At 72.1% G+C, this 17,745-nt stretch carries 15 protein-coding genes and 1 rRNA gene; 2 read left to right on the forward strand and 14 right to left on the reverse strand.

Annotated elements, in window-relative coordinates:
* From AAG827_RS19500 to AAG827_RS19520, 5 genes are all read right to left on the reverse strand, one after another.
* On the reverse strand, positions 1 to 1,131 hold a 1,131-nt coding region (locus tag AAG827_RS19500), incomplete at its 3' end, for a DEAD/DEAH box helicase (protein WP_341927881.1).
* Between the two features lie 18 nt (positions 1,132 to 1,149).
* Complete coding sequence (gene xerD / locus AAG827_RS19505; RefSeq protein ID WP_341927882.1) at positions 1,150 to 2,091, reverse strand: site-specific tyrosine recombinase XerD; 942 nt, start codon at positions 2,089 to 2,091, stop codon at positions 1,150 to 1,152.
* Positions 2,092 to 2,104: 13 nt separating this feature from the next.
* Positions 2,105 to 3,220 carry an alanine dehydrogenase gene (ald, locus tag AAG827_RS19510; protein WP_341927883.1) on the reverse strand — a complete coding sequence of 372 codons (1,116 nt, stop codon included), beginning with the start codon at positions 3,218 to 3,220 and terminating at the stop codon, positions 2,105 to 2,107.
* Between the two features lie 80 nt (positions 3,221 to 3,300).
* The gene (locus AAG827_RS19515; RefSeq protein ID WP_341927884.1) at positions 3,301 to 4,155 is read right to left on the reverse strand and encodes an MBL fold metallo-hydrolase; all 855 of its coding nucleotides are present in this window, start codon (positions 4,153 to 4,155) and stop codon (positions 3,301 to 3,303) included.
* Between the two features lie 14 nt (positions 4,156 to 4,169).
* Positions 4,170 to 4,766 carry an NUDIX hydrolase gene (locus tag AAG827_RS19520; protein WP_341927885.1) on the reverse strand — a complete coding sequence of 199 codons (597 nt, stop codon included), beginning with the start codon at positions 4,764 to 4,766 and terminating at the stop codon, positions 4,170 to 4,172.
* 23 nt (positions 4,767 to 4,789) lie between these two features.
* Here AAG827_RS19520 and pepN point away from each other — a divergent pair, with 23 nt between their 5' ends.
* On the forward strand, positions 4,790 to 7,237 hold the full coding sequence (gene pepN / locus AAG827_RS19525) for an aminopeptidase N (RefSeq protein WP_341927886.1): 2,448 nt from the start codon (positions 4,790 to 4,792) through the stop codon (positions 7,235 to 7,237).
* A gap of 223 nt (positions 7,238 to 7,460) precedes the next feature.
* On the opposite strand, the gene AAG827_RS19530 is transcribed toward pepN, so the two are convergent.
* The 7 genes from AAG827_RS19530 to AAG827_RS19560 are packed head-to-tail and all read right to left on the reverse strand — an operon-like array spanning position 7,461 to position 15,939.
* Positions 7,461 to 9,161, reverse strand: coding sequence for a CTP synthase (locus AAG827_RS19530; protein ID WP_341927887.1), 1,701 nt, complete (start codon positions 9,159 to 9,161; stop codon positions 7,461 to 7,463).
* 60 nt (positions 9,162 to 9,221) lie between these two features.
* Positions 9,222 to 11,132: a CocE/NonD family hydrolase gene (locus AAG827_RS19535; RefSeq protein ID WP_341927888.1), complete on the reverse strand. Its 1,911-nt coding sequence runs from the start codon at positions 11,130 to 11,132 to the stop codon at positions 9,222 to 9,224.
* A gap of 51 nt (positions 11,133 to 11,183) precedes the next feature.
* Complete coding sequence (gene recN / locus AAG827_RS19540; protein WP_341927889.1) at positions 11,184 to 12,929, reverse strand: DNA repair protein RecN; 1,746 nt, start codon at positions 12,927 to 12,929, stop codon at positions 11,184 to 11,186.
* Entirely contained in the window at positions 12,926 to 13,867 is a 942-nt protein-coding gene (locus AAG827_RS19545) for an NAD kinase (protein WP_341927890.1), read from the reverse strand. Before AAG827_RS19545 ends, recN begins: the two co-directional genes overlap by 4 nt.
* Entirely contained in the window at positions 13,864 to 14,703 is an 840-nt protein-coding gene (locus AAG827_RS19550; RefSeq protein ID WP_341927891.1) for a TlyA family RNA methyltransferase, read from the reverse strand. The genes AAG827_RS19545 and AAG827_RS19550 overlap by 4 nt, the downstream gene beginning before the upstream one ends.
* Before the next feature lie 6 nt (positions 14,704 to 14,709).
* Positions 14,710 to 14,907 carry a hypothetical protein gene (locus AAG827_RS19555; RefSeq protein ID WP_341927892.1) on the reverse strand — a complete coding sequence of 66 codons (198 nt, stop codon included), beginning with the start codon at positions 14,905 to 14,907 and terminating at the stop codon, positions 14,710 to 14,712.
* A 9-nt stretch (positions 14,908 to 14,916) separates the two neighbouring features.
* Positions 14,917 to 15,939 (reverse strand): HAD-IIA family hydrolase, encoded by a 1,023-nt coding sequence (locus AAG827_RS19560; RefSeq protein WP_341927893.1) that lies wholly within the window; start codon positions 15,937 to 15,939, stop codon positions 14,917 to 14,919.
* Positions 15,940 to 15,987: 48 nt separating this feature from the next.
* Here AAG827_RS19560 and AAG827_RS19565 point away from each other — a divergent pair, with 48 nt between their 5' ends.
* Complete coding sequence (locus AAG827_RS19565) at positions 15,988 to 17,112, forward strand: DUF1015 family protein (protein WP_341927894.1); 1,125 nt, start codon at positions 15,988 to 15,990, stop codon at positions 17,110 to 17,112.
* On the opposite strand, the gene AAG827_RS19570 is transcribed toward AAG827_RS19565, so the two are convergent.
* The gene (locus AAG827_RS19570) at positions 17,087 to 17,449 is read right to left on the reverse strand and encodes a single-stranded DNA-binding protein (protein ID WP_341927895.1); all 363 of its coding nucleotides are present in this window, start codon (positions 17,447 to 17,449) and stop codon (positions 17,087 to 17,089) included. The two genes, AAG827_RS19565 and AAG827_RS19570, sit on opposite strands and share 26 nt — an antisense overlap.
* A gap of 193 nt (positions 17,450 to 17,642) precedes the next feature.
* Positions 17,643 to 17,745 (reverse strand): 5S ribosomal RNA (rrf, locus tag AAG827_RS19575); the annotation flags it as partial.

The raw sequence follows: 17,745 nt of genomic DNA on the forward strand, positions 1-17,745 counted from the left end.
GTTCTCGATCGTGTGCTCCGGAGCCTGTACGACGACGTACCCGGCCGTGTCGAAGCCCGCGCGGCCGGCGCGTCCCGCGATCTGGAGGAACTCGCGCGTGCGCAGGATGCGGGCGCGGTTGCCGTCGAACTTCGCGAGACCGGTGAACAGGACGGTGCGGATCGGGACGTTGATGCCCACGCCCAGGGTGTCGGTGCCGCAGATGACCGTCAGCAACCCGGCCTGGGCGAGCTGCTCGACGAGCCGGCGGTAGCGCGGCAGCATGCCGGCGTGGTGCACCCCGATGCCACGACGCAGCATCTTGGACAGTGTCTTGCCGAAGCCCGAGCCGAAACGGAAGGCGCCGATCTTGTCGGTGATCGCGTCCTTCTCGGCCTGGCTCAGCTTGCCGATCGCGGAGCTGGGCGAGAGCAGGCTGGTGGCGTGCTCGACGGCGTCCTTCTGGGTGAAGTGCACGACGTAGACCGGCGCCTGGTGGGTCTCGACGAGCTCGACGACGGTCTCGTCGAGCGGCGTCAACGACCAGCGGAAGTCCAGCGGCACGGGGCGCTCGGCGTCGTCGACGATCGCCGTCTCGCGCCCGTTGCGACGGGTCAGGTCCTCCGCGATCGCCGTGACGTCGCCGAGGGTGGCCGACATCAGCAGGAACTGCGCCTGCGGCAGCTCGAGCAGCGGCACCTGCCAGGCCCAGCCGCGGTCGGGCTCGGCGTAGTAGTGGAACTCGTCCATCACGACGAGCCCCACGTCGGCGTGCGAGCCCTCGCGCAACGCGATGTTGGCCAGCACCTCGGCGGTGCAGCAGATGATGGGGGCGTCGGTGTTGACCGAGGCGTCACCGGTGAGCATGCCGACGTTCTCGGCACCGAAGACGCCGCACAGGGCGAAGAACTTCTCGCTGACCAGCGCCTTGATCGGCGCGGTGTAGAAGCTGACCTTGTCCTCGGCGAGCGCGGCCATGTGCGCCCCGATCGCGACCAGCGACTTCCCCGAACCGGTCGGGGTGGCGAGGATGACGTTGCTGCCGCCGAGCAGCTCGATCACCGCCTCCTCCTGGTGCGGGTAGAGCTCGAGGCCCTCCCCGGCTGCCCAGGTCGTGATCTCGTCGTAGACCTTGTCGGCGTCCAGCGTCATGGGTGGCTCATCAGGGTGTCAGCGTGCTCTCGGGTGTGCGGTCGCGAAGACCTCGCGGAGGTTGTCGACGGTGACCAGGGTGTAGACCTGCGTCGTCGTCACCGACGCGTGGCCCAGGAGCTCCTGCACGACGCGCACGTCGGCGCCGCCGTCGAGCAGGTGCGTCGCGAACGAGTGTCGCATCGTGTGCGGCGACACGTCGCGGGTGACCCCCGCCCGGTCGGCCGCCTTGACCAGCACCGACCAGGCCGACTGGCGCGAGAGCCGACCCCCGCGGGCGTTGAGGAAGAGCGCCCCGGCACGCTCGCTGGCCACCGCCGCAGACCCGACCGACACCAGCTCGGGTCGCCCGCGCACGAGGTAGGCGGCCAGCGCGTCGCGGGCGTAGGAGCCCACGGGCACCAGCCGCTCCTTGCCGCCCTTGCCGCGCAGCAGCACCGTGCCGTCGAGGTCGTCCACGTCGTCGACGTCCAGCCCGACCGCCTCCGAGATGCGCGCGCCGGTGCCGTAGAGCACCTCGAGCAGTGCCTTGTCGCGCAGCGCCAGCGTCGTGCCCGGCGCGCCCGCCGCCTCGAGGATCGCCTCGACGTCGGAGAGCGGCAGGGCCTTGGGCAGCCGCTTGGCCGGTGTGGGCGGCTTGACCCCGGCCGCCGGGTCGGCGGCGGCCAGCCCGTCGGCGACGGCGAACTTGTGGAAGCCGCGCACCGCCACGACCGTCCGGGCCGCCGACGTCGCGCTCAGCGGCGGGTGGTCGGCGTCGCCCTCACGCAGCCGCATGAGGAAGCCGGACACCGTCGCCTCGCTGATCGCGTCCATGGCATCGACCCCCGACGCGGCCAGGAACGCGCGGTAGCGCCTCAGGTCACGTCGGTAGGACGTCAGGGTGTTGGCAGCGAGCCCCTTCTCGACCGACAGGTGCTCGAGATAGGTGCGGATCGCACGGTCGACCGCGTCGATCATGCTGCGGTCGGGCTCAGGCGAGCACCGCGTCCAGCGCGACCGAGTCGATGCCGACGGCCTCGCCCACGGGCGCGTTGGTGAGCAGCCCCGCGTGCGTGTTGAGCCCCAGCGCCAGCGATGCGTCGGCGCGGCAGGCACCCTGCCAGCCCTTGTCGGCCAGCGCCACGGCGTAGGGCATGGTCGCGTTCGTCAGGGCGTACGTCGACGTGCGCGGCACCGCACCGGGCATGTTGGCCACGCAGTAGAACACCGAGTCGTGGACCTGGTAGGTCGGGTCCGCGTGCGTGGTCGCGTGGGTGTCCTCGAAGCAGCCGCCCTGGTCGACCGCGATGTCGACCAGCACCGAGCCGGGCTTCATCCGCGAGACCAGGTCGTTGCTGACCAGCTTGGGCGCGGCCGCACCGGGGATCAGCACGGCACCGATGACCATGTCGGCCTCCATGACCTGCTGCTCGATCGCCAGCTTGGACGACGCGAGCCCGTGGACCCGGTTGTCGTAGCGCCAGAACGACATGCGCAGCTTGTCGAGGTCGGTGTCGAGCAGCGTCACGTCCGCACCCATGCCGAGCGCGATGTTGGCGGCGTTCTGACCCGAGACACCCGCGCCGATGATGACGACCTTGGCGTTGTGCACGCCACCGACACCACCCATCAGCACACCGCGCCCGCCCTGCGCCTTCATCAACGAGTGCGCGCCGACCTGGGGCGCGAGACATCCCGCGACCTCCGACATCGGGTAGAGCAGCGGCAGTCCGCCCGAGGGCAGCTGCACGGTCTCGTAGGCGATGCCCGTGACCTTCGAGGCGAGGAGCTGCTCGGTGAGCGGCTTGTCAGCAGCGAGGTGGAGGTAGGTGAAGAGGGTCAGGCCCTCACGCAGGCGGTGGTACTCCTCGGCGACCGGCTCCTTGACCTTGAGCACCATGTCGGCCGAGCCCCACACGTCGTCGGCCGAGTCGATGATCGTCGCACCTGCCCCGACGTACTCCTCGTCGGTGATCGAGGAGCCCACCCCGGCGCTCTTCTCGATGACGACCTCGTGCCCGTGGGCGACCAGCTCGTGCACGCCGATGGGCGTGATCGCGACCCGGTACTCGTGGTTCTTGACTTCCTTCGGAACGCCGATCTTCACAGTGTCTCCCTCTGTCTCGCGGACCAGATCGTGGCCTCGACGGCGACACTATCGCTCACGGCCGCCACATCGGCCCACCGTCAGGGCAGGTCGAGGACCAGCCCCTCGTACGCCGCGTGGACGACGAGGTCGTCCCCCGCGAGCCGGCGGGCGTCGGCGAGGATCTCGTCGACCTGGTCGTCGGTGCGGTCGGGTGCGTGGTGGAAGAGGACCACCGCCCGCACCCCGGCCTCGCGGGCGAGCTCCACGGCGTACTCCGGGCTGGCGTGACCCAGGAAGTCGACGTCCGGGAACTGCGCGGCCCGGTGCTGGGCGTCGTGGATCATCACGTCGGCACCACGCACCAGCTCGAGCACGTTGTCGTGCCGGTCGCCGAGACCGTCCGGACCCGGCCCCCACGAGGTCGGGCTGTGGTCGGAGACGTAGGCGACGCTCGCGCCGCCGTGCGAGACCCGGTAGCCGAGCGAGCGGCCCCCCTTGTGCGGGATCTCGCGCGCAAGGACGTCGTAGCCCTCGATCCGGTGCGGGCCCTCCTCGAGACCGTGGAAGCTCCAGCCGGACCCGAGCGCCGAGGGCACGACCGGGAAGTGCGGCGGCGAGAAGCACCGCTCGAGCACCTGCTCGGCCGACTCGCCCTCGCCCTGGGCCGGGAGGTGGATCGCGACCCGGCTTCCGGCCGCGGTCCCTCCGGCGAAGAACGGCAGGCCGTGGGTGTGGTCCCAGTGCAGGTGGCCGAGCAGGATCGACCCGGCGAAGGGACGGCCCTCCAGCAGCGACGTCACCGCTGTCAGCCCCGTGCCGGCGTCCACCACCAGGTCGGGCGGTGACTGCTCGTCGACGGCGAACGCCACCGAGGACGTGTGCCCGCCGTAGCGCAGGAAGTCCGCGCCCGGAGCCGGCGTCGACCCGCGCACGCCGCAGAAGGTCACTCTCATGAGGAGATCATGACCTACACGAGGCCGCGGGCCCGTGCCATCAGCACGGTCAGCACCATCGGGCCGTCGGTGATCCGTCCGTCGAGCACGGCCGCGTGCAGCTCGGCGTAGGGCACCCAGCGCGCCTCCATGTCGGCCTCCTCGTGGTGCGGCGTGAAGTCGCGGTCCACCTCGCTCAGGCCGCGGGCGACGAAGTAGTGGATGAGCTCGCTGGAGATGCCCGGCGAGGAGTACGCCGACGCGAGGTGCTCCCACTCGACCGCCTCGAGCCCGGCCTCCTCGCGCAGCTCGCGGCGCGCGACGTCGACCGGGTCCTCGTCCTCGCCGTCGATCAACCCCGCCGGGAGCTCGACGAAGCGGTGCTGCCCGGGGTGGCGGTACTGCAGCAGGCACAGCGCCCGGTCCTGCTCGTCGAGCGCCAGGACGACCACGGCGCCCGGGTGCTCGAGCACCAGCCGACCGAAGGGCTCCTCGTCCACCGCGCCGGGGCGCGAGATCTCGTCGCGACGCAGCGCCATGACCCAGTGGTCGCGGTGCAGGTCCCTGCTCGAGAGCACCGGCCACGACTCGGGCCGGTCGCTGATCGGTGCGCGATCCTCCGGGGAAACCATGTCCGCGACGCTACCGTGGCGCCATGGAAGCTCGGAGCCTGACCAGGGCGGAGGCCGAGGCGCGCGCCGCCCTCGTCACCGTCGACCGCTACGACATCGCCGTGGACCTGCGCGGTCTCCTCGAGGGCCCGGTCCTGGAGAGCACCTCGACGATCACCTTCCGGTGCAGCACGCCCGGGGCGGCCACGTTCGTCGACTGCGTCCTGGCTGTGCGCACCGCGACGCTCAACGGGGTCCCGCTCGACCTCGCCACCGCCGAGGACGGCCGCCTGCCCCTCCCCGACCTGGCCGCCGACAACGTGCTCGTGGTGACGGCCACGCAGGACGACACGGCCGAGGGCGCGGGCATCCTGCGCACGGTCGACCCGTCCGACGGCCTGGTCTACGTCTGGACCTCCTTCGAGCCCGACGAGGCGTCGCGCGTCTGGGCGTGCTTCGACCAGCCCGACCTCAAGGCACCGCACGCGTTCACCGTCTCGGCCCCCGCGTCCTGGACGGTCACGAGCAACGACGGGCCGCAGTCCGTCACCGACCTCGACGACGGCCGGCTCTGGACGTTCCCCGACACGCCCCCGCTCTCGACGTACGTCGTCGTGGTCAACGCCGGCCCCTTCCACGAGATCCGCAGCGAGCGTGGCGACCACGACCTCGGCATCTTCTGCCGCCAGTCGCTGCGCGGCATCCTCGAGCGCGACGCCCCGATGATCCTCGACGTCACCGAGCAGGGGCTGGCCTTCTTCGGCGAGCAGTTCGGACGCCCCTTCCCGCAGCGCCGCTACGACCAGGTCTTCGTGCCCAACATGGGTGGGGCGATGGAGAACTGGGGCTGCGTGACGTGGGGCGACGGCATGGTCACGCGCGCCGCGCCGTCCTACAACGAGCAGGTCTACTTCGCCAACGTCATCCTCCACGAGATGGCGCACCAGTGGTTCGGCGACCTGGTGACGATGCAGTGGTGGGACGACCTGTGGCTCAACGAGGCGTTCGCCTCCTGGGCCGCCGACTGGGCGCTGACCGGCGCCACCCGCTTCACCGACGCCTGGGCGGTGTTCCTCGCCCAGTTCAAGATGTACGGCTACCGCGACGACATGGGACCGGCCACCCACCCGATCCGTGCCGAGGTCCCCGACGTCGCCTCCGCCACCGCCAACTTCGACAACATCACCTACGTCAAGGGACAGGCCGTCCTGGCCCAGCTCGTCGCCTACGTCGGCGAGGGCGCCTTCGTCGCCGGCCTGCGCGCCTACTTCCGCGACCACGCCTGGGGCAACACCCGCCTCGACGACCTGATGACCGCGATCGGGACCGCCGCCGACCGCGACCTGGACGCATGGACCCGCGACTGGCTCGACCGCGCGGGCACCGACACCCTGACCCTGGACGACGGCGCCATCACCGCCGCCGCCCCGGACGACGGCGCGCCGCGGCCGCACCGGCTCGACATCGGCTGCTACACGCGCACCGGCACCGGCCGGGGGCTCGAGCGCACCGCGGTGGTGGAGGTCGAGACGTCGGGCACCAGCACCCCGGTGGAGCTGCCCGACGCCGACGTCCACCTGCTCAATGACGGCGACCTCACCTTCGCCGCCGTCCGCGGCGACGAGGCGACGACCCGCGCGCTGCTGGACGGTGCCGCCGAGCTGCCGACGGCCCTCGGGCGCGCCCTCGCGGTCACCACCGCGTGGGACATGGTGGTCAAGGGCGAGCTGCCGACCCGCGCCTTCCTCGACTCCGTGCTCGCCGTGCTCGAGCGCGAGGACTCCCCCGCGCTGGTCGAGCCGTTCCTCACCCTGGCCCAACGCGCGGTCGAGCGATGGACGCCCGACGCCGAGCTCGCCCCGTCGCGGCAGCGGTTGGCGGACGTCGCGGCAGCGCTCGCACAGGTGCCTGAGCACCGGCAGCCCGCCCTGCGCACCCTGGCTGCCACCGCCGGCACCGCGGAGCACTTCGCGCTCCTCGACGAGGCCGTCGCCCGCGCTGACGACACCGACCTGGCCTGGTGGGTGCTCACCCGGCGTGCCGAGCTGGGCGACACCTCACCGGCCGAGGTCGCAGCGCTCCTCGAGCGTGACCCCGACCCCGACGCCGGCGTCCGCGCCCTCTGCGTCCGGGCGGCCCAGCCGGACCTGGCCGCCAAGCAGGAGGTGTGGGCCGAGGTCTTCGAGAAGCATGCGGTGCCGGCCGGGTCGGCGATGGCCCTGGTGGCCTCGGCGTTCTGGCGTCCGGGACAGACCGAGCTCCTGCTGCCCTTCGCGCGTCGCTACGTCGACGAGGCCCTGCAGATGTCCGGCGGCGGCATGCTGGCCGTCATGTCGCTCTTCCGGATGATGGTGCCCAACGTCGCCGACGACGACGTGCTCGCGCTAGGGCGGGCAGCGGCCGACGACCCGGCCATGCAGCCGCAGGTCCGCTCCACGATGCTCACCGCGATGGACACCCTGGCCCGGATGAAGCGGGCCCAGGCCGGCTGATCCCCCACGCCGAGTCGGCGCGATGGTGCACCGCGTACGCCGAGTCGGCGCGATGGTGCACCGCGTACGCCGAGTCGGCGCACTGGTGCACCGCGTACGCCGAGTCGGCGCAATGTTGCACCGCGTACGCCGAGTCGGCGCACTGGTGCACCGCGTACGCCGAGTCGGCGCACTGTTGCACCGCGTACGCCGAGTCGGCGCAATGGTGCACGTCCGGAGCGACTCAGTCGTCGGCGTCGGCGCGGCGCAGCCCGCTCTCGTCGATCGGGAAGCGCAGCTCCTTCTGCCGCTCGATCGCCGCACCGACCAGCCCGGCGAAGAGCGGGTGCGGGCGGGTCGGGCGCGAGCGGAGCTCGGGGTGCGCCTGGGTCGACACGTAGTAGGGGTGCACCTCGCGCGGCAGCTCGACGAACTCGACGAGCCCCAGCTCGGTGTTGGTGCCGGAGAAGACCAGGCCGGCCTCCTCGAGCTGGTCGCGGTAGGCGTTGTTGACCTCGTAGCGGTGGCGGTGGCGCTCCTGGATCGTCGCCTCGCCGTACGCCGCCCGCACGACCGTGCCCTCCTTGAGCTCGGCGGGGTAGAGGCCCAGGCGCATCGTGCCGCCCAGGTCGCCCGCCCCGTCGACGATGTCCTTCTGCTCCTCCATCGTCGCGATGACGGGCTCGGGGCAGTCGGGGTCGAACTCGGTGGACGCGGCCTTCGAGAGACCGGCGACCTGGCGGGAGTACTCGATGACCATGCACTGCAGGCCCAGGCACAGCCCCAAGGTCGGGATCCCGTTGGTGCGGGCGTAGGTCAGGGCGCCGAGCTTGCCCTCGATGCCGCGCACGCCGAAGCCGCCCGGCACGCAGATCGCGTCGACGTCGTGGAGGTGCTTGTGGGCACCCGCGGGGGTCTCGCACTCGTCGGAGGCGACCCAGCGCAGCTGCACCTTGGCCTCGTGGGCGAAGCCGCCCGCGCGCAGGGCCTCCGCGACGGAGAGGTAGGCGTCGGGGAGGTCGACGTACTTGCCGACCAGCGCGACCGTGACCTCCTCCTTGGGGTGGTGCACCCGGCGCAGCAGGTCGTCCCAGAGCGTCCAGTCGACGTCACGGAACGGCAGGTCGAGGCGTCGTACGACGTAGGCGTCGAGCCCCTCGCGGTGCAGGACCTTGGGGATGTCGTAGATCGACGGCGCGTCGGCGGCCGTGACCACGGCCTCCTCGTCGACGTCGCACATGAGCGAGATCTTCTTCTTGATCGACTGCGGCAGCTCGCGGTCGGCACGGCACACCACCGCGTCGGGCTGGATGCCGACCTGGCGCAGGGCGGCGACCGAGTGCTGGGTGGGCTTGGTCTTCAGCTCGCCCGAGGGGCCGATGTAGGGCACCAGCGAGACGTGGAGGAAGAAGCAGTTGCCGCGCCCGATGTCGTGGCGCACCTGGCGCGCGGCCTCGAGGAACGGCAGCGACTCGATGTCGCCGACGGTGCCGCCGATCTCGGTGATGACCACGTCGACCTCGTCGTCGCCGGTCCCGAGACCCATCGCGAGGATGCGCTCCTTGATCTCGTTGGTGATGTGCGGGATCACCTGGACGGTGTCACCGAGGTAGTCGCCGCGGCGCTCCTTGGCGATGACGCTGGAGTAGACCTGACCGGTCGTGACGTTGGCGATCTGGCCCAGGTCGGTGTCGAGGAAACGCTCGTAGTGCCCGATGTCCAGGTCGGTCTCGGCCCCGTCGTTGGTGACGAAGACCTCGCCGTGCTGGAACGGGTTCATCGTCCCGGGGTCGACGTTGAGGTAGGGGTCGAGCTTCTGCATGGTCACGCGGAGACCGCGCGAGCGGAGCAACCGACCCAGGCTCGAGGCCGTGAGGCCCTTGCCCAGCGAGGAGGCGACGCCTCCGGTAACGAACACGTGCTTGGTGGGCGTGGGGCTCTTCACGGACGACCAGGCTATCCCAGGATCGGCCGGTCCGTTGCCACCACGCGCCGACTCGGTCCCTCAGGCGCCCGGCAGGGTGAACGTCGAGCCGCGTCCGGTGCGCACCTCGATGACGTCGGCGGTCGTCGCGTTGTAGGACGTCTGGTCGGTCGAGCAGAGCACCAGGCGCACCCGGTGACCGGCCCTGAAACGGTGCGCGAAGCCCGCCAACCTGATCCGCACCGGGTCGCCGACGGCGTTCGCCGGCACCCGCACGGGCGCGATGAGCCGGTGGATCAGCGTCGACGCCCCCGAGGGGGCCACGTCGTAGGCCTTGGCGAAGAAGACCAGGTCCTGGCCGTTGGTGTGGGAGATCCGCAGCCGAGCCGACGGGATCCCGACGGCGTCGAAGGGTCTCGCGAACGGTGCGGACGTGAACGAGGCGAGCTGGCCCGGCACCTCGCTGGGCGGCACGTCGGCCAGCGACGGCGACGAGGCAGGCCCGGTGAAGTTGGAGGTCTCGGTGTAGGCCGCCGGCTGCCCGCCCTCGGGGTTGACGAAGGTCGCCGACCCGGCGACCGGGGTCCGCCCCGGGGCGACCAGCCGGCTGCTGCCCGACAGCGTGAACGTCGTCGACCGGCGAGCGCCCTGCACCGACCGCGCCACGCCGTACTGCTCGTCGTTGGGACCGCTGCCGGCGTAGCGCACCCAGTCGCGGTAGTAGGCGAACGCCGGTCCGCGCCCCCCGGGCTTCCCACGGAGCCAGTGGTCCAACCAGCGCAACGACCGCAGGCTGAGGTAGCAACGGTCCATCTCGCGCACCGTGCGGAGCGTGCCGTCGTAGGCCTCGCACTCGCCCGGCTGGGACACGTAGCCGCCATGGCCGCCGGAGTTCCAGATCATCCCGACCGGGACGTCGCGGCGACGCAGCTCGAGGAAGGTCGCGGTCGCGTCGTTGAGGTTGAAGAGGGTGTCGCTCTGCCCCTGGACCAGCAGCACGGGGACGTCGACGTCCGCGAGGTACGTCGCCGCGGACGCGCGTGCGATCAGCCGCCGCGACGCCGCGTCGGCGTCGCCGGTGGTGTCGAGCGTCGTGAAGGTGCGACACAACGGCAGGTAGTAGCCCGGGCAGGCGGCGGCACCGCCGATCTCGACCGGGTCGCCCGTGGCGACCTTGGTCTCGGGGCAGCTGCCGCCGTCCATGGCCGGCTGGGTGTTGCCGAGCGCGTAGAACAGCGTGGTCCACTGCCGCTTGAAGACGCCCTGCAGGTTGCGCCCGTGCTGCAGCCCGCTCCGGTCTCCCGGCACCACGCGGTTGTTGGGGTCGAGGGAGTAGCGCAGGTCGTTCCAGGTGCGACCGACCACGCTGGTGCGGACGCGGCGATCCTTCGCGGCGAGGGGCAGCTGCCCGCCCCCGCCGTACGACCCACCGATGGTGCCGACCACCACACCGCGGGCGTCGTGGAGCACGTCGGCGCGCGGCTCGAGAAGCGTGTCGATGAGCTGACGGGCGCTCTTGACGTCATAGTCGGTCGACTGCAGGGTGACGCAGCCGCCGCTGTCCCCGAAGCCCGAGGAGGTGTAGGTGAGCACGACGTAGCCGTGGGCAGCGAGGAAGCGCGCGGTGCTCACGACCTCGGCGGAGTCCTTGGTCAGCCCGAACCCGTGCGTCATCAGGATCGCGGGTTGTGGCGCACGTCGACTCGCGTTGTCGGGCAGGTAGAGCGTGGTGTCGAGGCTGATCCGCACCTCGCCACGCGGTCCCGTCCGCACTGGCACGAGTCGTTCGACGGTGCGCCAACGGTGGGTGCCGTCAGCGATCGTGACGTGGTCCGAGCGGGGCGCTGCCCCGTGCGGTGCTGCCACCTCCACCACCGGGGGCGCGCCGGTCGCGAGCACTGCCGAGCTCACGGGCGACGGCACAGAGGTCCCGGCCAAGGCGACCAGGAGGCCGAGCGATCCGATGATGTGACGCAGGCGGGCGACGGACATGGCCTCACCGTAGGCCTGTCCGGACGCCACGGGGAGGGTTCTGCCGCGCCTTTAGCGCGTGCGGCCCGCCTGGGCGACCTCGAGCAGCTCACGCGCGTGGGCGAGGGCGGTGTCGGAGTCGGTCTGGCCCGCCAGCATCCGCGAGAGCTCACGCTCGCGCGCTGCGTCGTCGAGCACCGTGAGGCCGGAGCTGGTGACCGAGCCGTCGCTGGACTTCTCGACCACGACGTGACGATCGGCATAGGCGGCGACCTGGGGCAGGTGCGTGACGACCAGGACCTGGGCCGTGCGCGCGAGCTGGGCGAGGCGACGCCCCACCTCGACGGCCGCCGCTCCCCCGACCCCGGCGTCGACCTCGTCGAACACGAAGGTCGGGACCGGACTCGTGCCGGCCAGCGAGACCTCGATCGCCAGCATGACCCGGGAGAGCTCACCACCGGAGGCGCCCTTGCCCAGGGGGCGGGGCTCGGAGCCGGTGTTGGCGGCCAGCAGCAGCTCGACGTCGTCGACGCCGTGCGCGGCATAGCGCAGCCATCGCTTGCCCACCTGGAGCGGCGCCCGCCGCCCCTCGCTGGGCTCGGCCTCGGTCTGCGTCACGCTCACGGTGAGCTGCGCGTGCGGCATCGCCAGGAGCGTCAGCTCGTCGCTGACCTGGGTGGAGAGCTTGGCGGCGGCCTTCTGCCGCACCGTCGAGAGCTCAGCACCGGCGGCGGCGAGGTCGCTGCGCAGCTGCTCGCGCTCGGCCTTGAGCTGCTCGATGCGCTCGTCGGTGGAGTCGAGGTCGAGCAGGCGACGCGACGAGTCCTGCGCCCAGGCGAGGACCTCGTCGATCGTGTCGCCGTACTTGCGGGTGAGCGCGGTCAGCGCGGCCCGGCGCTCGGAGACGGCGGCCAGCCGCGCGGGGTCGGTGTCGATGCGCGCGGCGTAGGAGGCGACGTCGGCCGCGACGTCGGAAAGCAGGTAGGTGACCTCCGCCAGCCGGTCGGCCAGCTCGCCGGCCTCGCGGTCGTGGTCGCGGACGCCGTCCAGGGCGGTGCGCGCTGCGGCGGTCGTGGCAAGGGCGTCGGGCGCCTCCTGCTCGCTGCTCAGCGCCTCGCGGGCCGTCTCGGCGGCGGCGCGCAGCGTGTCGGCGAAGCCGAGGCGGGACTCCTCGGCGGCCAGGGACTCGTCCTCGCCGGGCTCGGGCGAGACCGCTTCGACCTCGGTGAGACCGAAGCGGAGCAGGTCGGCCTCGCGGGCGCGCTCGCGGGCGGTCGCGACGACCTCGACGAGCTCTGCCTCCGTGGCCTCCAGCCGGTCGTGCAGAGCCGTCCAGGCAGCGGCGGCCTTGGTCAGCCTGGGCCCACCGAAGCGGTCCAGCGCGTCGCGCTGCGCCCTGGCCTGGAGCAAGCGGTGCTGGTCGGACTGACCGTGCACGGCCACGAGGGGCTGGGCGACGTCGGAGAGCGTGGCGACCGGCACGGTGGCGCCGCCGACGAAGGCACGCGAGCGTCCCTCGGCGGAGACGTTGCGGGCGAGGACCACGCGATCGTCCTCGACCACCCCGCCCGCCTCCTCGACCGCGGCCGCGAGGCCCGGGGAGTCGGTCACGGTCACGACGCCCTCGACCCGTGCGGTCCGGGCGCCCGTGCGGACCGCACCGGTGTCGGCGCGCCCGCCGAGCAGGAGCCCGAGGGCGGTCACGATCATCGTCTTGCCGGCACCGGTCTCACCGGTGATCACGGTCAGGCCGGGTCCGAGCTCGAGTGCCGAGGAGTCGATGACGCCGAGCGAGCCGATGCGGATCTCCTCGATCATCCCTCCGCCCCCTTGCGTCGTCGCTCGGCCGAGCCGCGCCAGCCCTCCACGGGCAGGCCGAACTTGGCGACCAGCCGGTCCGTGAACGGCGCGTCGTGCAGCCGCACCAGACGCACCGGCTGGGCGCCGCGACGCACCTCGATGCGCGCTCCGGGCGGCAGGTCGACCGTGCGGCGGCCGTCGCACCACAGGACCCCGGCACCTTCGGTGCGGGCCAGGACCTCGACGGCGATCACGGACGTGGGCGCGACGACCATCGGGCGGGCGAAGAGCGCGTGGGCGCTCAGCGGCACGATGCACATCGCCTCGACGCCGGGCCACACGATCGGCCCACCGGCGCTGAAGTTGTAGGCGGTGGACCCCGTCGGGGTCGCGCAGACGACGCCGTCGCAGCCCCACCGTGACAAGGGACGTCCGTCGATCTCGAGGATCACCTCGAGCATCCGCTGCCGGGCGGCCTTCTCGACGCTGGCCTCGTTGACGGCGAACGTGCTGGTGACCAGCTCGCCGTCGCGATAGACCCGCACGTCGAGCGTCAGCCGGTCCTCGGTCGTGTAGTCGCGCCGGACGATGGCGTCGAGGGTGGACTCGACGTCGTCGACCTCGGCCTCGGCCAGGAAGCCGACGTGGCCCAGGTTGACGCCCAGCACCGGCGTCAGGCTCGCGTAGGTCAGCTCGACGGCCCGCAGGATCGAGCCGTCGCCGCCGATGACCAGGGTCAGCTCGCAGTCGCGGCTCGCGTCGGTCTCGGACTCGGTCAGCTCGATGCCGGGATCGTCGTGCCCGATGCCGAGGTCGGCCGCCTCCGTGGTCATCAGGCGTACGACGATCCCGTGGCGGGTCAGCCCCTCGCAGAACGCGAGCGCGACCTCACGCGCCTCGTCGCGCCCGGTGTGGGCGAGGACGAGGACGCGTCGCACCTGCTGCTCCTCACTCATGGCTCCACCCTCTCACCCGGCACCCCCAGCCCAGCGGCCTCCTGCACGCACCGGTCGATGTCGTCCTCGCCGATCGCAGCCGGCCCTCGTCGCAGCCAGAGGAAGAACTCCACGTTGCCGCTGGGACCCGGGAGCGGGCTCGTCGTCACGGCCTGCGCTCCCCACCCGCGAGCCGCCGCGGCGTGCGCCACGCCGACCACGGCCTCGGTGCGCAGGGCGAGGTCGCGCACGACGCCGCCCTTGCCGACGCGCTCCTTGCCCACCTCGAACTGCGGCTTCACCATCAGCGCCAGGTCGCCGTCCTCCCGGGTCACCCCGAGCAGGGCGTCCAGGACGATCCCCAGGGAGATGAACGACAGGTCGCCGACCACGAGGTCCACCGGGCCGTCGATCAGGTCGGGCGTCAGCTCCCGCACGTTCATCCGGTCGTGCACGACGACGCGATCGTCGCTCTGCAGCGACCAGGCGAGCTGTCCGTAGCCGACGTCCACCGCGACCACCTGCCCCGCCCCGGCCCGCAGCAGCACATCGGTGAACCCCCCGGTCGACGCGCCGGCGTCCAGGCATCGTCGCCCCTCCACCGTCAGTCCCTGCGGGACGAACGCCGCCAGGGCGCCGGCGAGCTTGTGCCCACCCCGCGAGACGTAGTCGGGTCGGTCCGGGTCGTCGCTCACGACGATCGCGACGTCGGTCGTGACACCGGTGGCCGCCTTCGTCGCGACCGCACCGGACACCTTGACCCGCTTGGCGGCGATCAGCTCGCTGGCGTGCTCGCGCGAGCGGGCGAGCCCACGGCGGACGAGCTCCGCGTCGAGACGGAGACGGCGAGGAGGCATGCCCGGTCAGGCCGGGTCGTCGTGCGGCGTGCCGTCGAGGGCTCGCCGGAGCTCGTCGTGCGCCTGCTCGAAGACCGCCACGTGCTCGTCGACCGGGCGCTCCGCGATCTCCTCGACCGACACGATCACCGCGTCGACGCGGTCATCCCCCGTGCGCACCCGCCCAGGGGCGTCGGCCGCGTCGTCGAACGGCTGCTGGCTCATGCTCCGAGGCTACCGGTCGGGCGTCGCCTGGTCGGTGAGGGGCGGCTCCAGCCCCTGGGTGTCGGGCACCGCGCCGCCGGCGTCGGTCACGGCCCACGCCGCGCACGACACGACCCGCCACCAGTCGTCCGTCCCGCCCTCGCCGGCGACCGTGAGACTGCCGTCCCGCACGCGCGCGGCCCAGCCGCCCAGCTCCCAGCCCCCGTCGGCCTCGGACGGGGCCCGATGGGTCTGCAGCAGTCCCCCCAGGTCCGCCGCGACGTACGTCGGCCGCTCCTGCGGACGTGCCGCCACCAGCTCGGCCAGACCGGTCACCCCGGTGAGGACCAGCAGCGACGGCAGGTCCGCGTTGCGCGCACCCTCGATGTCGGTGTCGAGCCGGTCGCCGACCATCAGCGGACGCTCGCCGCCCACCCGTCGCACGGTCTCGTCCAGCAACGGGCGCTCCGGCTTGCCGGCCACCACGGGCTCCACCCCGGTGAACCTGCGCAGGGTCTCGACCAGCACCCCGTGACCCGGGGCGACGCCGTAGGGCGTCGGGATCGTGTAGTCGCTGTTGCTCGCCACCCACCACAGGCCTTCGCGCACCCGCACCGCGGACCGCATGATGTCGCGCCACAGCACGTCGGGCCCGTAGCCGGTGACCACCGCCTGCGCGTCGTCGTCCGACACCCCCACGGCCACCAGACCCTCGGCAGCCAACGCCTCCTCGAGACCGGCAGCGCCGAGCAGGATGACCTTCGCGCCGGGGCCGAGCCTCTCCACGAGCACCCGGGCCGCAGCCTGCGCCGATGTCACGACGTCCTCCGCCGCGGCGTCCACCCCCAGCGAACGCAGGTGCTCGGCGACCGCCTCCGGAGGGCGAGCGGCGTTGTTGGTGATGAAGGCCAGACGCATGCCCTGCTCCCGCACCTCTTCGAGGTGCTCGGCGGCGCCCGGGACGGCATCAGGACCGATGTAGACCACCCCGTCGAGGTCGAGCATGGCCAGGTCGTGGTCGGAGCACAAGGCTCCGTGGGACTCGCCGAGCAAGCCGCCTCCTCGGTCGGTGGACTGGTCCGGGCACCCTACGATGCCCGGATGGAGTCCAGCGCAGTCGTCACCCCGCCGTACGTCGGTGGCCCCCTGCGCCTGCTGCCCTTCCATGCCCTCATGCTGGCTCCGAGCCGGGTCGGTGACCCGTCGTCGGCCCGGGCCTTCGCCCGCCCCTACCGCGACGTCGCAGCACGCCTCGAGCGCTGGCGTTCCCAGGGCCACCTGAGCCGCGACCCCGAGCGAGCGCTCTACCTGCACGAGTACACCGCACGCGGCATCACCATCCGCGGACTCGTCGGACTCCTCGACGTCTCCCGTCGGGCCGCCCTGCCCCAGGACCGCGCGATCCTGCCGCACGAGGGGATCTATCCCGGACAGGCCGACGACCTCGCCGACCGGATGTGGGAGATGGAGCTCAACCCTGCCCCCATCCTGCTCGTGCACCGCGGGCCGGCGCGGCTGCGCACGGTGCTGACCCGGGTGCAGGAGCGCACGCCCGAGCACGACTTCACCGACCGCGTCGAGCAGCGGCACCGCATCTGGGCGATCCGGGACCCCGCCGAGCTGGCCGAGATCGCTGACGAGCTGGCGGACGAGACCGCGCTGATCGCGGACGGTCACCACCGCTACGCCGCCTACCTCCGGCTGCAGAAACGCAACCCCGGCGGCCCCTGCGACTACGGCCTGGCGATGCTCGTCGACCAGGAGGACACCCCGCTCTTCCTCGGCGCCATCCATCGGGTCCTCGTGGGCACCTCGATCGATGATGTCCGTGCCGCTGCCGATGCCGTCGGGATGGAGTTCAGCGAGACCACGAGCGAGGCAGCCGTCGCGGCCTTGGGCCCGGACCGGCTCGTCGTGACGGATGCCGACCGCTGGGGCGTCGTCACCGTGAACGTCCCCCCGGACCGGACAGCGGTCCAGATGCTCCACGACCAGCTGATCCCGGCGCTGCCCTACGGCCCCCGCAGCCTGGCCTACCACCACAATGTCGAGGACGCGCTCCACCATGTCACGCCCGAGCTCGGGGTCGCCGTCCTGATGCCGGCTCCGCTCGTGGACCGAGTGCTGCGGATCGTGCGCGACGACCGCCTCCTGCCCGAGAAGGCGACCTCCTTCCAGCCCAAGCCCAGCCTCGGCGTGCTCATCCGCTCGTTGCGCGACGGATGACCCGACCGGTGCTCACCTCCACCTGCACCCGAGATGCCGGCGCGCCACCACCACGATAGAAACGGCGTCGCAGCTGGCCACTCACCTCCACCACGTCGCCGGCGTGCCACCCGCGCACCGAGCGCTTGAGCCGACCCGACCACACGACGCACTCGAGGGCGTCCACGCTCTGGTGCGGTCGAGCGGCGGCGGGGGCGCGCGGCACCACCACCCGGAACGTCCAGATCGTGTCACCGCTGGGGAGCTCTCGGCTCTCGGGCTCCTGCGACACCCGACCGATGAGTCGCACCTCGTTGGCGAGCTCGATGTCGCCGCCCGTCTTCGTCTGCGTAGCCATACGCATCACCTCCACGAGCACTCTGGCAACGCGGACCGACATCGGCTGGGCCTGCACTCGGGGGTCTGTGGAGAACGACGCAGGGGCCGCTCCTGTGGATATCCCATGGCGCACTTCCACGGCACAGATGGGACCGCACTGATGACAAATAGCAGCAGGGCCACCTCGTGTGAGGTGGCCCTGCGCAATATTTGTCCGGCGGCGTCCTACTCTCCCACAGCCTCTCGACTGCAGTACCATTGGCGCTGGCAGGCTTAACTTCCGGGTTCGGGATGGGACCGGGTGTTTCCCTGCCG

Origin of the sequence: Nocardioides psychrotolerans (assembly GCF_943371775.1) — a bacterium.
GTDB classification, from domain to species: domain Bacteria; phylum Actinomycetota; class Actinomycetes; order Propionibacteriales; family Nocardioidaceae; genus Nocardioides; species Nocardioides psychrotolerans_A.